Consider the following 17,234-nt stretch of genomic DNA (forward strand, 5'->3'; position numbering starts at 1 on the left):
ACCAGGAGAATTCCTGGCACAGACCCAGAGAGTTAACAGGTTTCCGCTACGTTAACCCGCAAGGTAGGGCAGAGAAGACACATCTCAAGCAGCACGGCGACGTATTCCCGAGCCTCTTTTTTCAGATCAAAAGATTCAGGGGCAAATAACCAGTTCTCGATAATTCCGGTAACATAACTACGCAGCAGCACCGCCACGCGACGCGTGTTCAGATTTTCCGGCAGCATGTTGGCGTTCATGCAGTGCCGCAATGTTTGTTCGATACGGTCGTAATTTTCAATACACAGACTGCGTTGAGCTAGCTGAACTGAGGCCATTTCCCCGACAAATTCGCATTTGTGGAATATAATTTCCAACAATAAACGTCGGCGTTCTTCTGTCACGGTAGCTTCAAGAACGTAAATTAAAATTTCTCTTAATACTGATAGTGGATCGTCGGGGAATTTTGCCTGATACTCAGTCTCTAACTCATCAATGTTAGGTTTTGCTAGCTCCCAGATTTCACTGAATAAATCCGATTTGTTTTTGAAATGCCAATAGATCGCGCCGCGCGTGACACCAGCGGCTGCTGCGATCTCCGCAAGCGAGGTGGATGATACCCCTTGTTGCGAAAACAAACGCAGAGCAACATCGAGAATGTGCTGTCGAGTTTCCTGTGCTTGTTGTTTGGTTTTTCGTGCCATAGGTCAGTGAATTTACAGGCGTTAGATTTACATACATTTGTGAATGTATGTACCATAGCACGACGATAATATAAACGCAGCAATGGGTTTATGGGCTTTCAGCCATTGATCAATTTGAAATCGGACACTCGAGGTTTACATATGAACAAAAACAGAGGGTTAACGCCTCTGGCAGTCGTTCTGATGCTCTCAGGCAGCTTAGCGCTAACAGGATGTGACGACAAACAGGCCCAACAAGGGGGCCAGCAGATGCCAGAGGTTGGAGTTGTTACGCTCAAAACTGAACCTCTACAGATAACAACCGAACTCCCGGGTCGCACCAGTGCGTATCGCATTGCAGAAGTTCGTCCTCAGGTTAGCGGTATTATCCTGAAGCGTAATTTCACGGAAGGTGGTGACATCGAAGCGGGTGTATCTCTCTATCAGATTGATCCTGCTACTTACCAGGCCGCTTATGAAAGCGCAAAAGGCGATCTGGCAAAAGCACAAGCCGCAGCAAATATCGCTCAACTGACGGTCAAACGTTATCAGAAACTGTTGGGTACTAAGTACATCAGTCAACAGGATTACGATAGTGCACTGGCAGACGCACAGCAGGCGAACGCCTCCGTTGTCGCCGCGAAAGCCGCGGTAGAAACTGCACGCATCAATCTGGCTTATACCAAAGTGACGTCGCCGATCAGCGGCCGCATTGGTAAATCATCCGTTACTGAAGGCGCTCTGGTGCAAAACGGTCAGGCAACCGCACTGGCAACCGTTCAGCAGTTGGATCCCATCTATGTGGACGTGACGCAGTCAAGCAACGATTTCCTGCGCCTGAAACAAGAGTTGGCCAACGGCACGCTGAAGCAAGAAAACGGTAAAGCGAAAGTCGAACTGGTGACCAATGACGGCATTAAATTCCCGCAGTCCGGTACGCTGGAATTTTCTGATGTCACGGTAGATCAAACCACCGGGTCGATTACGTTACGCGCAATCTTCCCTAACCCGGATCACACCTTACTGCCGGGTATGTTCGTCCGTGCTCGTCTGGAAGAAGGGACTAACCCAACTGCATTACTGGTTCCACAGCAAGGCGTTACCCGCACACCGCGTGGCGATGCCAGTGCATTGGTTATCGGTGCAGACAACAAAGTTGAAACCCGTCAAATTGTCGCCGCACAAGCGATTGGCGACAAATGGTTAGTCACTGATGGACTTAAACCGGGCGACCGCGTGATTGTCACTGGGCTGCAAAAAGTACGTCCTGGCGCGCAGGTAAAAGCGCAGGAAATCACCGCTGATAACAACCAGCAAGGTGCAAGCGGTAGCCAGCCTGAACAGTCCAAGTCTTAACTTAAACAGGAGCCGTTAAGACATGCCTAATTTCTTTATCGATCGCCCAATATTTGCGTGGGTGATCGCCATTATCATCATGTTGGCAGGGGGGCTCGCGATCCTCAAATTGCCGGTAGCGCAATATCCGACTATTGCACCGCCAGCAGTGACGATCTCCGCGACCTACCCTGGCGCTGATGCCAAAACAGTACAGGATACTGTTACGCAGGTTATCGAACAGAATATGAACGGTATCGATAACCTGATGTACATGTCCTCAAACAGTGACTCCACGGGTACCGTGCAGATCACGCTTACCTTTCAGTCTGGTACTGATGCGGATATCGCGCAGGTACAGGTGCAGAACAAACTGCAGCTGGCAATGCCGCTTCTGCCGCAGGAAGTACAACAACAGGGTGTGAGCGTTGAGAAATCATCCAGTAGCTTCCTGATGGTTGTCGGCGTTATCAACACCAACGGCACCATGACGCAGGAGGATATTTCCGACTACGTGGGCGCCAACATGAAGGACGCCATCAGCCGTACTTCAGGTGTGGGTGATGTTCAGCTGTTCGGTTCCCAGTACGCGATGCGCATCTGGATGGATCCGAACAAACTGAATAACTTCCAGCTGACGCCGGTTGATGTGATCAGCGCCATCAAAGCGCAGAACGCCCAGGTTGCAGCCGGTCAGTTAGGCGGTACGCCGCCGGTGAAAGGCCAGCAACTTAACGCTTCGATCATCGCGCAAACCCGTCTGACCTCTGCCGATGAGTTCAGCAAAATTCTGCTGAAAGTGAATCAGGACGGTTCCCAGGTGCGTCTGCGTGACGTAGCGAAAGTCGAACTGGGTGGTGAGAACTACGACATCATTGCGAAGTTCAACGGTAAACCGGCATCCGGTCTGGGTATCAAGCTGGCGACAGGCGCTAACGCCCTGGACACCGCAAACGCTATCCGCGATGAACTGAAGAAGATGGAACCGTTCTTCCCGTCAGGTCTGAAGATCGTTTACCCGTATGACACCACGCCGTTCGTGAAAATCTCTATTCACGAAGTAGTGAAAACGCTGGCGGAAGCCATCATCCTCGTGTTCCTGGTAATGTATCTGTTCCTGCAGAACTTCCGCGCGACGCTGATTCCGACTATCGCCGTGCCGGTGGTGCTATTGGGTACGTTTGCCGTCCTTGCGATTTTCGGCTTCTCGATAAACACGCTGACGATGTTCGGGATGGTGCTCGCCATCGGCCTGTTGGTGGATGACGCCATCGTTGTGGTCGAGAACGTTGAACGTGTAATGGCTGAGGAAGGGCTACCACCGAAGGAAGCAACGCGTAAATCGATGGGCCAGATTCAGGGCGCACTGGTTGGTATCGCTATGGTGCTTTCAGCGGTATTTATTCCGATGGCCTTCTTCGGGGGATCTACCGGTGCAATTTACCGTCAGTTCTCCATCACTATTGTTTCGGCGATGGCGTTATCAGTCCTGGTGGCATTGATTCTGACCCCTGCCCTGTGTGCGACCATGCTCAAACCGGTTGCTAAAGGCGATCACGGAGAAGGCAAAAAAGGTTTCTTCGGCTGGTTTAACCGCATGTTCGATAAGAGCACGCACCATTACACCGACAGCGTGGGCGGAATTCTGCGCAGCACCGGTCGTTATCTGGCGCTGTATCTGATCATCGTCGTGGGTATGGCCTATCTGTTTGTTCGTCTGCCAAGCTCGTTCCTGCCGGATGAAGACCAGGGGGTATTCCTGTCAATGGCTCAGCTGCCAGCGGGTGCAACGCAAGAGCGTACCCAGAAGGTGCTGGACGAAATGACGGATTACTATCTGACCAAAGAAAAAGCGAACGTTGAATCGGTGTTTGCCGTTAACGGCTTCGGTTTTGCAGGACGTGGTCAGAACACCGGTATCGCGTTCGTCTCTCTGAAAGACTGGAGTGAACGTCCAGGCGAAGAGAACAAGGTTGAGGCAATTACTCAACGTGCGATGGGCGCATTCTCGCAGATTAAAGACGCGATGGTCTTCGCTTTTAACCTGCCAGCGATTGTGGAGTTAGGGACCGCGACCGGTTTCGACTTCCAGCTGATTGACCAGGCAGGTTTAGGTCATGAGAAGCTGACTCAGGCGCGTAACCAGCTGTTTGGTGAAGTTGCGAAACATCCTGATCTGTTAGTCGGCGTACGTCCTAACGGTCTGGAAGACACGCCGCAGTTCAAGATCGATATCGATCAGGAAAAAGCGCAGGCTCTGGGTGTATCCATTAGTGATATTAATACAACGCTGGGTGCAGCATGGGGCGGAAGCTACGTAAATGACTTCATCGACCGTGGTCGTGTGAAGAAAGTTTACATCATGTCTGAAGCGAAATACCGTATGTTGCCGGAAGATATTGGAAACTGGTATGTCCGCGGCAGCGATGGACAGATGGTACCGTTCTCCGCCTTCTCTACCTCACGTTGGGAATATGGTTCACCGCGTCTGGAACGCTATAACGGTCTGCCTTCCATGGAAATCTTAGGCCAGGCCGCACCGGGTAAAAGTACCGGTGAAGCTATGGCAATGATGGAGGAACTGGCCAGCAAACTGCCATCCGGTATCGGCTATGACTGGACCGGTATGTCCTACCAGGAACGACTGTCCGGCAACCAGGCCCCTGCTCTGTATGCCATTTCACTGATTGTCGTATTCCTGTGTCTGGCGGCATTGTACGAGAGCTGGTCAATTCCGTTCTCCGTCATGCTGGTGGTACCGTTAGGTGTTATCGGTGCATTGCTGGCGGCAACGTTCCGTGGCCTGACCAACGACGTTTACTTCCAGGTAGGCCTGCTCACAACCATTGGGTTGTCGGCGAAGAACGCGATACTTATCGTCGAATTCGCCAAAGACTTGATGGATAAAGAGGGTAAAGGTCTGATAGAGGCGACGCTGGATGCGGTCCGCATGCGTTTACGTCCGATCCTGATGACATCGCTGGCCTTTATTCTGGGCGTAATGCCGCTGGTTATCAGCTCCGGCGCAGGCTCCGGCGCGCAGAACGCCGTTGGTACTGGCGTAATGGGCGGGATGGTGACGGCAACCGTGTTGGCTATCTTCTTTGTTCCGGTGTTCTTTGTGGTGGTACGCCGCCGCTTTAGCCGCAAAAGTGAAGATCTTGAGCATAGCCACTCAGTAGACCATCATTGATAGATCTCTAAAGATAAGGCCGCGCAAGCGGCCTTTTTTCTGGAAAAATCATAAAAATCACTTATTGCTATTTCGTTTATTTTCTCCAGGGTAAATAAGCGATATAATCCCTGTAGCCTTAAAGGCTATTCTTAAAAATCATTGAGAGTTCTTATTTACTTTAATAAATATTAAGATTATTCCTGGTAAGCGGTTCACATTGTCGATTGTTACCTTTCGTTGCTAAACCTAATCAAGATAACTCGATGATTGCCCGAAGAATAAAGAAATTGTCCGATTCCGAATAACCGCATTTATCTGTTAAAATGTAAAAATGACCTGACATCATAAGTTTGCATAATTGTAATTTTTCGTGATATGACGATGAAATCTTTTTTAGACTAGATTATAGTTAAATCATCAGGAGTCGCGGGCAAGTTCCAGGTAGTCTGTTGTATCCATCCCGAAGGTGTTCGGTTAGTTTAAGCCACGAAGAAGGGGATGCGTTATGGATGAATACTCACCCAAAAGACATGATATCGCGCAGCTTAAATTTCTCTGCGAAACCCTGTATCATGACTGTCTTGCAAACCTTGAACAAAGTAACCATGGCTGGGTTAATGACCCTACCTCTGCCACCAGCTTGCAGCTCAATGAACTGATAGAGCATATTGCAACCTTCGCACTTAATTATAAAATTAAGTACAATGAGGACAATAAGCTGGTCGCGCAGATAGATGAATACCTGGATGACACTTTTATGTTGTTCAGCAGTTATGGTATTAATACGCAGGATCTGCAGAAATGGCGGAAGTCAGGTAATCGACTGTTTCGCTGTTTTGTCAATGCCACCAGGGCTAATCCTGTTAGTTTGTCTTGTTAAAAATTATTACAATCATAGGTAAGATTTATGTCCGATAAACCATTAACTAAAACTGATTATTTGATGCGCCTGCGACGTTGTCAGACAATTGACACACTTGAGCGCGTTATTGAAAAAAATAAATATGAATTGTCCGACAACGAACTGGCTGTATTTTACTCAGCAGCAGATCACCGCCTTGCTGAATTGACTATGAATAAGCTCTACGACAAGATTCCAACTTCTGTTTGGAAATTCATTCGCTAATTGCTCACGGGTTAAGTCAGGTATAGCGGTACATTTGTCTGGCTGACCATTTTCGTATTTACAATGGTTATTTAAATCAAATCACGTGACTACGATCACAGCGAAGAAGTGGGAACGTTCCCCTTGTTTGCATTGCGTTTTACTGTGTTGAAATGACCTCCAGTACACAGGAAATTCGTAATGAGTAATGAAAAGCAAAAAATGATCGCCGGTGAACTTTATCGCCCGGCGGATGAAACATTGCGCCACGACCGACTACGCGCTCGTCAGTTGACCCATCGCTACAATCTCACCGCTCCCGATGAAAAAAATGCGCGACAAGCTATCCTGCATGAGCTGTTGGGCCAAAGCGAAGGGGCTTACATTGAACCCTCTTTTCGTTGTGATTACGGCTATAACATTTATCTCGGTAAAGAATTTTACGCCAACTTCGACTGCGTTATGCTCGACGTCTGCCCGATCCATATTGGCGACAACTGCATGTTAGCCCCAGGAGTCCATATTTATACCGCCACCCACCCGCTGGATGCCACCGAGCGAAACAGTGGCATGGAGCTCGGCAAACCCGTGACTATTGGCAACAACGTCTGGATAGGTGGACGCGCAGTGATAAACCCTGGCGTAACGTTGGGTGATAACGTGGTTGTGGCCTCAGGCGCGGTGGTCACGAAAAGCGTTCCGGCAAACTGCGTGGTTGGGGGCAATCCCGCCAGGATTATCAAAACGCTGTGATCTTAAATGTAACTGTTATGCTAAATTGTGGTTAATCTGTTACTTTCTTCAAAAGGTATCCCCTTTTAAAATAGGGCGATCGCATCTGAATATCGCAGACACTACAAAGGCAAGAGATGACAGAAATACAGCGCCTGCTTACCGAAACCATCGACGACTTAAATATTCGCGAAAAGCGCGACAACAAACCGCGCTTTAGCATCAGCTTTATTCGCAAACATCCCGGCCTGTTCATCGGCATGTATGTTGCGTGGTTTGCCACGCTGGCGGTGATGCTGCAGTCAGAAACGTTAGTCGATTCAGTATGGCTGCTGGTGGTTCTGTTCGTCATACTCAACGCGTTTTTCTTTTTCGACGTTGCGCCGCGATACCGCTTTGAAGATATCGACGTACTGGATTTCAGAGTTTGCTATAACGGGGAATGGTATAACACGCGCTTTGTCCCCCCTTCACTCATCGATACCATCCTGCACTCACCTTCCGTCGATAGCGAACATAAAGCGCAGCTGCAAAAGATGATATCGCGTAAGGGAGAACTCTCGTTCTACGATGTCTTTACGCTAACCCGTCCCCAGACCAGCCAGTAACCACATCTCAACGCAGATAAAAAAAGTGCGTCCCGGTGAAGGAAACGCACTTTAATCCCTGAAATGTTGGTAAAGAAACTAACGTCTTTTTTTACGCCCCTGAACAGCTTTAAAGCGCGGATTCGTTTTACAGATTACGTACAAACGCCCTTTGCGTTTCACTATCTGGCAGTCAGGATGACGCTGTTTTGCACTACGAAGTGAATTGAGTACCTGCATCTTAACCTCGCTTAGTGCCAATAAAATGACCAAAACGTTTCTGGAAACGTGCTGCACTGCCTTCGTTATCAAAGGTTTTTTGTTTCCCGGTATAGTACGGATGCGATTTGGAAGAGATATCCAGGGTCACGTACGGATACATTTTCCCCTCAAACTCAATCTCACGTTCCGTTTTAATGGTCGAGCCGACCTTAAAAAATTCATTGGCGCTGGTATCGTGAAACACCACAGTACGGTAAAAAGGATGAATATCCGGCTTCATGGTAACCTCAATTTGTTACGTTATAACATAACTATCAAAATACACCACTCTTGTATAAATCACAACCTGGTTTACGCGATTAAGAGTTAAACGGGATGATAAGTGGCCGTAAATATATGATGCCAATCGAATAGCTTTTTCGGCTTTCGGATATACTTTCCCTACGCTGTGTTAATAAGGATATCACTGTGATAACACGACATCTGATAAGCCTGGTGACTGGGGTGCTGTTTCTTTCCATCCTCGCGCCCGTAGGTTTAAGCCTGTGGCTGGCGCATCGTCAGGTCGAAACGAAATTTATCGATGAACTCGATATGTTCTCAACCCGAGTCGCATTACGTACGGAACGCGTAGGTGAACAGGCCAAAAAAGCGTTGCGCCATATTGAAGCTTTTCAGGGTGAACCTTGTAGTGAAGAGCATCTGCTTGAAATGCGTCGTTTGTCATATAGCTATCGCTATATTCAGGAAGTGCTGTACCTCAAAGATAACGTTCCACAATGCTCATCCCTGGAAAAAAGAAGCCGGGCAGCCGCGTTTCCTCCAGCAATGAAAATCACGCCCGATGGCTACCACGCATGGTTGACCATGCAAAACGATTTGGGCATCAAGCGTTTTATGGCAGCATTAGGTAGCAAGCATTACGTCGTGATGATCGATCCCGGTTCTTTTATTGATGTCATCCCGTTTGGCTCATGGCCGATTGAAGTCGCTATCCTTGGTACCGCGCGTAACACGGTGGTAGCCAGTAGCACCGATCTGCCACCGGATGTTTTACAACATATGCAACTAGAGCATTCGATTACCCATCTGCAGAAAGACGGCAGTATTTATAACGCCCGCCCCTTCCCCGAACTGGGCATTACGGTTGTAACCTGGGCATCCACTGTACCTTTGCAAAAGAGCTGGCACCGACAAGCGCTAATCTGGTTACCGGCAGGGATCCTCCTCGGCTTACTCACCGCAGCCTTTATTCTGCGTATTTTGCGCCGTTTACAGTCCCCTCATCACCAGTTGCAGAACGCTATCCAGCATCGGGATATCAAGGTCTACTACCAGCCGATTATCTCGCTCAAAACGGGGAAAGTGGTCGGGGCAGAGGCGCTGGCTCGCTGGCCACAGGCCGACGGGAGCTATCTGTCGCCTGAGATTTTCGTCGCACTGGCGCAAGAGACCGGGCTTTCAGAGCCGCTCACCCGTTTGATTATTGAAAGCGTATTTGACGATTTAGGAAAATGGTTGCGTCAATATCCCCACCAGCATATATCCATTAACCTTGAATCAGCCGATCTGACCTCCGAAACGCTTCCTGCTCTGTTAAGCCAGAAGGTGAACCACTGGCAACTTAAGCCTGCACAAATCGCGCTGGAACTGACCGAACGCGAATTTGCCGACCCAAAAAACAGCGCGCCGTTTATTGCTAAATACCGACAGGCAGGCCATTCGATCTATATTGATGACTTTGGTACCGGCTATTCAAGTCTTAGCTATTTGCAGGATCTGGATGTGGATATCCTGAAGATCGACAAATCGTTCGTCGATGCGCTGGAGTACAACAACGTCACGCCGCATATCATCGAGATCGCGAAAACGCTGAAGCTGGAGATGGTGGCAGAAGGTATTGAAACCGAGAATCAGGAAGCCTGGCTACGCCAGCACGGCGTGCAGTACGGTCAGGGCTGGCTCTACAGTAAAGCGCTGCCGAAAGCGGAATTTATTCTGTGGGCAGAAAAACGGCTTTAGCATGGCTGTTGATGGTGAGATGGCTGGCGGCACGCCGCACAGCCAGTCACATCACTCTTCCATAATGGGCGCAAATCCACCGTAGATCATTCGCTTGCCATCAAATGGCATAGATTCACCGAATTCCTTCATACGGGGATCGGACATCATCTTCTGATTCGCCGCATCGCGGACCTCTTTGGAAGGATATTCAATCCAGCTGAATACCACTTCTTCATGATCCTGCGCTTTCACAGCCATGCGAAAATCGGTCAGTTTGCCGTCGGGGACATCATCTGCCCAGCACTCCACCACGCGCAATGCACCGAACTCCTTGAAAAGCGGAGCTGCTTTTGCCGCCATCGCAATGTACGCCTCCTTGTTTTCAGCGGGTACGGCAACCACAAAGCCATCAACATACTTCATGAGAAAAACCTCCGAAGTGTACTGCGCGGCAAGCCGATTCCGGCCGCGTCAGTCGAGGTTAAGTTTAGTCGCCAGCAGGCGATCGTGCCCCTGGCGCATTCCTGATACGAATACGCGCCTGCGGCTGATGGCAAAACCATGGCAGGCAAATTTGAATCAGCGGCCCAATAGCCAGTGCATACAGCACCGTTCCAAACCCAACGGTTCCCCCCAGCAGCCAACCAATAAGCAACACGGACACTTCGATTGCGGTTCGAATTCGTCGTACTGGCCAGCCGGTACGCGCGTGAATTCCAGTCATCAGACCGTCACGCGGGCCCGCGCCAAAACCGGCACCAATGTACAGAGCGGTTGCTAACGCATTCAGTATCACCGCTGACACCAGCAGCCCGCTGCGCGCCAGCAGGGATTCAAATCCCGGAATCACCAGCAGCGCGACATCTGCCGCCAGTCCAATCATAATCACGTTGCTCAACGTGCCAAAACCTGGGCGCTGGCGTAGCGGTATCCACACCAGAAGCACCAACACACCCACGGCAATAATCACCACGCCGATATTCATCGACAGTAAATTTGCCACCCCCAGGTGAAACACGTTCCACGGATCGGCCCCTAAATCGGCACGGACAAACATCGCCGTCGACACACCGTACAGCGTCAGCCCGATAAACAGCTGAAGTAAACGACGCAGCATGTTCTTCCCCTCTTACTCTCAGATAACTTTCATCTTCACCGCAATTGGCACTATGATTAATGTCCAGTTTTCAAAAAGTGGACTGCTATGTCATCTCGCCGTTACGGAAGCCAGTCTTTGCAACGCCTGCTCGGACACTGGCAGGAAAGTCCCTCGCGAACGCCCATCTGGCGACAGTTGGCAGAAGCGTTACGTTTGCTGATCCTCGATGGGCGACTGGCGCTGGATAGCCGCTTGCCCGGTGAACGCGAACTCGCTGCCGTTCTGCAAGTCAGCCGAACCACCGTCGCCAGCGCCATGGCGCAACTGCGTGAGGAGGGATATCTGGAAAGCCGACATGGTAGCGGTTCACGGGTGATCCTGCCGGAACACATTCGCCATGTGCCAACGCGGACCAGCACTGGCACAGCGCTTGATTTGTCCACGGCAGCGCTGAGTGCCGGTCCTGAAATTCATCAGGCTTACCAGCAGGCTCTGTTCGCAATGCCGCAGCATCTGCTGAGCTCCGGGTATCTACCGCAGGGACTGTCGGTTTTGCGTGAATCCATCGCCCGGCATTATTGCGAACGCGGACTCCCGACGCAGCCCGACGAAATAATGGTCGTGAACGGCGCGGTCAGCGGTCTGGCGTTGATCCTGCGTTTACTCACCGGCCCCGGCGATCGCGTAGTGGTAGATCACCCCACTTATCCGCTGGCCATTGCAGCAATACAAGGGGCGTCATGTCGCCCCGTCGGCGTGTCGCTGCCCGAGCACGGTTGGGATACGGCGGGTCTGGTCGCCACCATCGCGCAAACTGCACCGAGAATGGCCTATCTGATGCCGGATTTTCACAACCCGACCGGGCGCTGTATGGACACCGCTACTCGCCAGGTCGTGGCGGATATTGCTGAAAGAACCCGCACGACGTTGGTGGTCGATGAGACCATGGTGAACCTGTGGTATGACGCCCCACCGCCACCGCCGCTTGCCGCATTCAATCGCGATGCCCCAATCATCCTGCTCGGTTCAGCAGGGAAAAGCTTTTGGGGCGGATTACGTCTGGGCTGGATTCGGGCGTCGGCGCGTACCATTGCCGCGCTGGTCCAAACCCGCGACACCTTCGATTTGGGCTCCCCGGTGCTTGAACAACTTGCCACCAGTTGGCTGCTGGATAACGCCGAGGACTTTCTTCCTGACAGAAGACGCCGGCTCACATCACAGCGAGACCTGTGCTCGCGCCTGATGAACTCACATTTCCCGGAATGGCAATTTACCCAGCCACAAGGAGGACTCTCTTTCTGGGTTGAACTGCCTGATACGCTGGCGACGCTCTTTGCCACGCGCGCCGAAAGCGCAGGCATTCAGTTGGGAACCGGTACACGGTTCGGCCTTGATGGCGCATTCGACCGCTTTTTGCGTATGCCCTTCACGTTGCCGGATGACACAGCGTGTGCCGCCTTCAGAGTGTTGCAACCCATTTGGGATAGCCTGCGCTTGCAGGCCAGCAGTGGGAAAATGCGTAAAATAATCTAAACGACGAGTTAAAGGACCCGCTCTTGAATGCCGTGATGGACGAGGAGGTCCTGGCAATACTACCGCTGAGGAGGAACCGGAAAACCCTTCAGGGAAATCACGAAATTCTCACCGTCTTTCTTAATTTTTGCCCCGGCATCACACCAGTCGGAGGCAATACGGAAGAACTCATCGCTGCCGACATTCCAGCTCAGACGAACGTGTTTCACATAACCGGAGCGCAGCATTTCACAGGCTTCGCCATAATTACAGGCGGTTGAGAGCGATTGTTGTTTCATTTTTTCTTCTTCAGTAATCTTCGCAATGCTTTGATTTCTTTAGGAGTCAGTGCGTCAACTACGGATTCTTCCGTATGCTGGCTATCGATATCCTCAGCGGAGACTCCCACCTCTTCAATGGCGGAAAACGCGATTAGTAGCAGTTTTTCCGTGGCGATACTCAAATTTTCATTATGCACTTCAGCATAATGGCGAAGCTTTTCTTTTAGCGCCTCATCAACTTTGACATTCAATACAGCGGTCGACATCGTAGAAAATCCTTGTGGTCAGCCACAACACACCGGATGTAAGACCATGTCATTACAGCGCAATGGCGGCGGCAAAAGCTCAAATAACATCCCCAAAACACAGTGACAGTATTTGATGACAATAAAATGACGATACGATGACAAAGAAAAGAAGATAAACAGAAGAGAAATTGCCGGACGGCAGAATTGGGTGGGGGCCCTGCCAGCTACATCCCGGCACACACGTCATCTGCCTTGGCTGCTTCCTTCCGGACCTGACCTGGTAAACAGAGTAGTGTTGCGGGAGAACCAACAGAGCCCCCATTGAGAGCGTTGTTAACCAACGCGCAGGCGCATTATCACTGCTGCACCCTGTAATTGCAACCCATCCAGCATCGGATGCTGTTTTCTTGTGCAATGCGGCTTCACTCCTTCGCCATTCGGCATTATGCTGGAGGATTAGCGCAGGAATAAATGATGGATATACAAGACTCTTTCCCCCAACGCGTCTGGCAAATTGTCGCTTCAATCCCCGAAGGTTTCGTCACCACGTATGGCGATGTTGCCCGGCTTGCGGGATCGCCGCGCGCTGCGCGTCAGGTAGGCGGCGTGCTTAAGCGTCTCCCCGAAGGCAGTACCCTGCCCTGGCATCGGGTGGTCAATCGCCACGGAGCCATTTCGCTGACGGGTCCCGACCTACAACGACAACGTCAGGCGTTGCTGGCTGAAGGAATAGTGGTTTCAGGAAGCGGACAGATCGATTTACAGCGCTATCGCTGGGTGTACTAACCCTCTCCAGGCGGAGAGGGTTACAACGACCTTAGTACTGCGTGGGAGCAGGAACCGCAGATGACGGATTCACCTGGGTTGGTGACGTTGACGGAACCGTGGTAGTAGCCCCACCGCTCGCCTGAACCGGTACTGCTGTTTGCTGTACCGGGACCAGCGTCAGGTCGGCTTTAGTCCCACCCTGATTGATGACCGTCTGAACGGTATCAGTAATAAAGACCAGTTTATCATTTACCGTAATAGCCGCACTCAACAGAATACGGGCGTTAGGTTGAATATCTGCCGGGTTGAACGGTAATACAAAGCTGAATGGCGCTTGTTTACCTTCAGTACGAACCGCTTTTTGCGACAGCACTTTTGACGGCGCATCGGCCAGTGAAGCATCTGACAGCGTAACGGTTAGCACCGCATCGGGTGGCAAGGCCACTTTCTGACGGATCCATACTGTCCCGGAGACATTTGGCTGCTGAATTTTAGACTGTGTGTCAGAAATTGACGTATTAGGGCTTGGCGCAGGTGTCTGAATATCAGCGCTTTTATCGGCACAGGCCGCCAGAGCGACTGCAACCGCTAAACCACTTACCATGTGCACGAGTTTCATTAAATTCTCCTTATCATCTATGCACCAGCGAGAACTTTCCTCGCCAGAAGAGTGGTTAACAAAAACATAACGTGACTAAGTGTGGCACAGGACAGCTATTTTTGCCTGTAATAGGCCAGTAATTCAGACAATTGCACCCATCGGACCACTTTTAAAATTGCGTTATACTCTGCCTACCTCGCTGCGACATCGATATCACCTGGAGAGCACGTATGAGTCTGGCACTGAAAAATTTGCTGACATTGTTAAATCTGGAAAAAATTGAAGAAGGACTCTTTCGGGGCCAAAGTGAAGACTTAGGGTTACGTCAGGTTTTTGGGGGACAGGTTGTCGGTCAGGCGCTATATGCCGCAAAAGAAACCGTACCGGAAGAGCGTCTGGTACACTCTTTTCACAGCTACTTTTTACGCCCCGGCGATAGCCAAAAGCCCATCATCTATGATGTGGAAGTCCTGCGTGATGGTAACAGCTTCAGCGCGCGCCGCGTTGCCGCGATCCAGAATGGTAAGCCCATTTTTTACATGACTGCCTCTTTTCAGGCACCGGAAGACGGATTTGAACATCAGAAAACCATGCCGGATGCGCCGGGTCCCGATGAGCTGAAATCAGAAACGGAAATTGCCCGCTCAGTGGCGCATTTGCTGCCGCCGCTGTTGAAAGAAAAATTTATCAACGATCGTCCGTTGGAAGTACGCCCTGTCGAGTTTCATAACCCCCTAAAAGGTCACGTCGCACCTCCGACGCGCCAGGTATGGATCCGAGCTAACGGCGTGCTGCAGGACGATCTGCGCGTCCATCAGTATCTGCTGGGTTATGCCTCAGACCTGAACTTCCTGCCTGTTGCGCTGCAACCGTACGGGATTGGCTTCCTGGAAAAAGGGATTCAGATCGCCACCATTGACCATTCCATGTGGTTCCACCGTCCGTTTAATATCAATGAATGGCTGCTGTATAACGTCGAGAGTACTTCGGCATCCGGTGCCCGGGGCTTTGTACGCGGAGAGTTTTATACCCAGGATGGCGTGCTGGTCGCTTCTACCGTTCAGGAAGGGGTAATGCGTAATCGCAATTGAGAATTACCGGATGGTGGCGCAAAAGCGTTGCCATCCGGCAAATTGAGAATCAGGCGTTGTAAGCGTTCTCGCCGTGACTGTTTACATCCAGACCTTCGCGCTCCTGCTCTTCCGGTACGCGCAAACCAACCGTCATATCCGCCAGCTTATAGCCAATGAAAGCCACCACGCCAGACCAGACGATGGTGATAGCCACGCTTTCCAGTTGCACCAGCAGCTGATGCCCCATGGTCACGCCCTCGGCAAAGCCCACGCCTCCCAAAGAGCTGGCAGCGAAAACTCCGGTCAGGATACAGCCGACAATGCCGCACACGCCGTGAACGCCAAACACGTCACACGGATCGTCCACACGCAGAAAACGCTTCAGCATGGTCACGCCCCACAGGCCTGCCAAACCCGCAACGACACCGATTATCAGCGCGCCGCCGACACCGATGTAGCCACATGCAGGTGTTACGCCCACCAGACCCGCAATGGCACCAGAGCAGGCGCCCAGCAGAGACGGTTTACCACGCAGCGCCCATTCACCGAAGATCCATCCGAGGATGGCTGCAGCGGTGGCGACCACGGTATTGACGAAGGCCAGTGCGGCGATTTCATTTGCCGAACCCGCTGAACCAGCGTTAAAGCCAAACCAACCAATGTAGAGAATAGCGGTACCGGTGAAGACCATCGGCAGGTTATGCGGTTTAAAAGCTTCTTTGCCAAAACCGACACGTTTGCCAATCAGATACGCGCCTACCAGACCGGCAATCGCCGCGTTGATGTGCACAACCGTTCCGCCGGCAAAATCCAGCGCGCCGTGGGAAGCCAGCAAGCCGCCGCCCCAGACCATATGCGCAATGGGGATGTACGACAGCGTTAACCATACCACCACAAAAATCAGCACCGCGGAGAAGCGAATACGTTCAGCCAGCGCACCGACGATTAGCCCAACGGTGATGCAGGCGAACGAGCCCTGAAAAGCAACGTGAATGTACTGGTAGAAGCTCCCCGTTACCGCCGTCAGCGCAATATTCTTCAGCAATACCCAGTTGAAGTTGCCGAAGAAATTATTTCCTTCGCCAAAGGCCAGTGAGTAGCCATAAACCACCCATAAAATACAAACCAGAGCAAATGTCACCGTAACCTGAGTCAGCATCGACAGCACGTTCTTACCGCGAATCAAACCGCCGTAGAACAGCGCAATGCCAGGGATGGTCATAAACAACACCAGCGCGGTACAGATCATCATAAAAGCGTTATCCGCTTTATCCGCAACCGCCGGTGCCGCCATCGCCAGTCCCGGCAGCAGCGCCAGTGAAGCAATACCTGTTTTCATCGTTGCTATCTTCATTTTTTGGTTTCCTATCACTGTGTGCCAGACGTTACAGTGCGGCTTCGTCGGCTTCGCCGGTACGAATACGAATCACACGTTGCAGCTCGGCGACGAAGATTTTGCCGTCGCCAATTTTTCCGGTGTATGCCGCCTTACTGATGACATCAATCACGCCATCCAGTTGGTCGTCGGCAATCGCCACATCAATCTTCACCTTGGGCAGAAAATTGACGCTATATTCAGCCCCACGGTACAGCTCAGCATGACCTTTCTGTCGGCCAAACCCCTTCACTTCGGTGACGGTCAGCCCCTGAATACCAATAGACGACAATGCTTCACGGACGTCTTCCAGTTTGAACGGTTTGATTACCACGGTAACCAGCTTCATAGATCCCCTCCAGTCAGAATTCAGTAGTGGCTGCAGATACACGAGAGGAATATTGCAAGGGATGTGCCAGAAATGAAAAAGGCGGGATGATTCAGGTTCTCAGGGT

19 protein-coding genes, 1 other RNA gene and 1 pseudogene are annotated in these 17,234 nt (G+C 51.2%); 10 read left to right on the forward strand and 11 right to left on the reverse strand.

Annotation, left to right across the window (positions count from 1 at the left end; genetic code table 11):
* Window positions 1-32: 32 nt before the first annotated feature.
* Complete coding sequence (acrR, locus tag HV243_RS18735) at window positions 33-683, reverse strand: multidrug efflux transporter transcriptional repressor AcrR (RefSeq protein ID WP_016152075.1); 651 nt, start codon at window positions 681-683, stop codon at window positions 33-35.
* Window positions 684-824: 141 nt separating this feature from the next.
* Between acrR and acrA the strand changes: the two genes are divergently transcribed.
* The 6 genes from acrA (at window position 825) to HV243_RS18765 (ending at window position 7,617) form a co-directional block, all read left to right on the forward strand.
* Window positions 825-2,018, forward strand: a complete 1,194-nt coding sequence (gene acrA / locus HV243_RS18740; RefSeq protein ID WP_053389373.1) for a multidrug efflux RND transporter periplasmic adaptor subunit AcrA — start codon at window positions 825-827, stop codon at window positions 2,016-2,018.
* 22 nt (window positions 2,019-2,040) lie between these two features.
* Window positions 2,041-5,190: an efflux RND transporter permease AcrB gene (gene acrB, locus HV243_RS18745; protein ID WP_016152073.1), complete on the forward strand. Its 3,150-nt coding sequence runs from the start codon at window positions 2,041-2,043 to the stop codon at window positions 5,188-5,190.
* Between the two features lie 487 nt (window positions 5,191-5,677).
* Complete coding sequence (gene tomB / locus HV243_RS18750) at window positions 5,678-6,052, forward strand: Hha toxicity modulator TomB (protein ID WP_019076175.1); 375 nt, start codon at window positions 5,678-5,680, stop codon at window positions 6,050-6,052.
* A 27-nt stretch (window positions 6,053-6,079) separates the two neighbouring features.
* Complete coding sequence (locus tag HV243_RS18755; RefSeq protein ID WP_002892050.1) at window positions 6,080-6,298, forward strand: HHA domain-containing protein; 219 nt, start codon at window positions 6,080-6,082, stop codon at window positions 6,296-6,298.
* Between the two features lie 180 nt (window positions 6,299-6,478).
* On the forward strand, window positions 6,479-7,030 hold the full coding sequence (gene maa, locus HV243_RS18760; protein WP_016152072.1) for a maltose O-acetyltransferase: 552 nt from the start codon (window positions 6,479-6,481) through the stop codon (window positions 7,028-7,030).
* A 116-nt stretch (window positions 7,031-7,146) separates the two neighbouring features.
* Entirely contained in the window at window positions 7,147-7,617 is a 471-nt protein-coding gene (locus HV243_RS18765; RefSeq protein ID WP_016152071.1) for a YlaC family protein, read from the forward strand.
* Between the two features lie 78 nt (window positions 7,618-7,695).
* Here HV243_RS18765 and ykgO read toward each other — a convergent pair whose 3' ends face one another.
* Together ykgO and HV243_RS18775 are read right to left on the reverse strand one after the other, a co-directional pair.
* A complete protein-coding gene (ykgO, locus tag HV243_RS18770) occupies window positions 7,696-7,836 on the reverse strand; it encodes a type B 50S ribosomal protein L36 (RefSeq protein ID WP_005125190.1) in 141 nt (46 codons plus the stop codon).
* Between the two features lies 1 nt (window position 7,837).
* Window positions 7,838-8,098 (reverse strand): type B 50S ribosomal protein L31, encoded by a 261-nt coding sequence (locus tag HV243_RS18775; RefSeq protein ID WP_016152070.1) that lies wholly within the window; start codon window positions 8,096-8,098, stop codon window positions 7,838-7,840.
* Between the two features lie 188 nt (window positions 8,099-8,286).
* On the opposite strand from HV243_RS18775, the gene HV243_RS18780 reads away from it, so the two are divergent.
* Complete coding sequence (locus HV243_RS18780; protein WP_053388979.1) at window positions 8,287-9,840, forward strand: EAL domain-containing protein; 1,554 nt, start codon at window positions 8,287-8,289, stop codon at window positions 9,838-9,840.
* A 51-nt stretch (window positions 9,841-9,891) separates the two neighbouring features.
* On the opposite strand, the gene HV243_RS18785 is transcribed toward HV243_RS18780, so the two are convergent.
* Complete coding sequence (locus HV243_RS18785) at window positions 9,892-10,245, reverse strand: DUF1428 family protein (protein ID WP_003831033.1); 354 nt, start codon at window positions 10,243-10,245, stop codon at window positions 9,892-9,894.
* 64 nt (window positions 10,246-10,309) lie between these two features.
* Window positions 10,310-10,939 carry a membrane protein gene (locus HV243_RS18790; protein WP_049270150.1) on the reverse strand — a complete coding sequence of 210 codons (630 nt, stop codon included), beginning with the start codon at window positions 10,937-10,939 and terminating at the stop codon, window positions 10,310-10,312.
* An 87-nt stretch (window positions 10,940-11,026) separates the two neighbouring features.
* Between HV243_RS18790 and HV243_RS18795 the strand changes: the two genes are divergently transcribed.
* Window positions 11,027-12,454 (forward strand): PLP-dependent aminotransferase family protein, encoded by a 1,428-nt coding sequence (locus HV243_RS18795; protein WP_029139437.1) that lies wholly within the window; start codon window positions 11,027-11,029, stop codon window positions 12,452-12,454.
* Between the two features lie 59 nt (window positions 12,455-12,513).
* Here the strand turns inward: HV243_RS18795 and HV243_RS18800 are convergent, their stop codons facing one another.
* The 3 genes from HV243_RS18800 to ffs all read right to left on the reverse strand — a co-directional run bounded on the left by HV243_RS18800 (window position 12,514) and on the right by ffs (window position 13,274).
* Window positions 12,514-12,732 (reverse strand): hypothetical protein, encoded by a 219-nt coding sequence (locus HV243_RS18800; protein WP_016152066.1) that lies wholly within the window; start codon window positions 12,730-12,732, stop codon window positions 12,514-12,516.
* Window positions 12,729-12,980, reverse strand: coding sequence for a hypothetical protein (locus tag HV243_RS18805; protein WP_016152065.1), 252 nt, complete (start codon window positions 12,978-12,980; stop codon window positions 12,729-12,731). The genes HV243_RS18800 and HV243_RS18805 overlap by 4 nt, the downstream gene beginning before the upstream one ends.
* A gap of 197 nt (window positions 12,981-13,177) precedes the next feature.
* Window positions 13,178-13,274: signal recognition particle sRNA small type (gene ffs, locus HV243_RS18810), an RNA gene on the reverse strand.
* A gap of 150 nt (window positions 13,275-13,424) precedes the next feature.
* Between ffs and HV243_RS18815 the strand changes: the two are divergent.
* Window positions 13,425-13,748 (forward strand): annotated as a pseudogene (locus HV243_RS18815) (MGMT family protein); the annotation flags it as partial.
* A gap of 31 nt (window positions 13,749-13,779) precedes the next feature.
* On the opposite strand, the gene HV243_RS18820 reads toward HV243_RS18815, so the two are convergent.
* Window positions 13,780-14,349, reverse strand: coding sequence for a YbaY family lipoprotein (locus HV243_RS18820; RefSeq protein ID WP_016152063.1), 570 nt, complete (start codon window positions 14,347-14,349; stop codon window positions 13,780-13,782).
* Window positions 14,350-14,561: 212 nt separating this feature from the next.
* Between HV243_RS18820 and tesB the strand changes: the two genes are divergently transcribed.
* Entirely contained in the window at window positions 14,562-15,422 is an 861-nt protein-coding gene (tesB, locus tag HV243_RS18825) for an acyl-CoA thioesterase II (protein ID WP_016152062.1), read from the forward strand.
* Window positions 15,423-15,471: 49 nt separating this feature from the next.
* Here tesB and amtB read toward each other — a convergent pair whose 3' ends face one another.
* Both amtB and glnK read right to left on the reverse strand, forming a co-directional pair.
* Window positions 15,472-16,758, reverse strand: a complete 1,287-nt coding sequence (gene amtB, locus HV243_RS18830; protein WP_053388980.1) for an ammonium transporter AmtB — start codon at window positions 16,756-16,758, stop codon at window positions 15,472-15,474.
* A gap of 31 nt (window positions 16,759-16,789) precedes the next feature.
* Window positions 16,790-17,128, reverse strand: coding sequence for a P-II family nitrogen regulator (glnK, locus tag HV243_RS18835; RefSeq protein WP_003021657.1), 339 nt, complete (start codon window positions 17,126-17,128; stop codon window positions 16,790-16,792).
* Window positions 17,129-17,234: the final 106 nt, after the last annotated feature.

This window comes from Citrobacter sp. RHBSTW-00599 (assembly GCF_013784065.1).
GTDB lineage: Bacteria > Pseudomonadota > Gammaproteobacteria > Enterobacterales > Enterobacteriaceae > Citrobacter > Citrobacter braakii.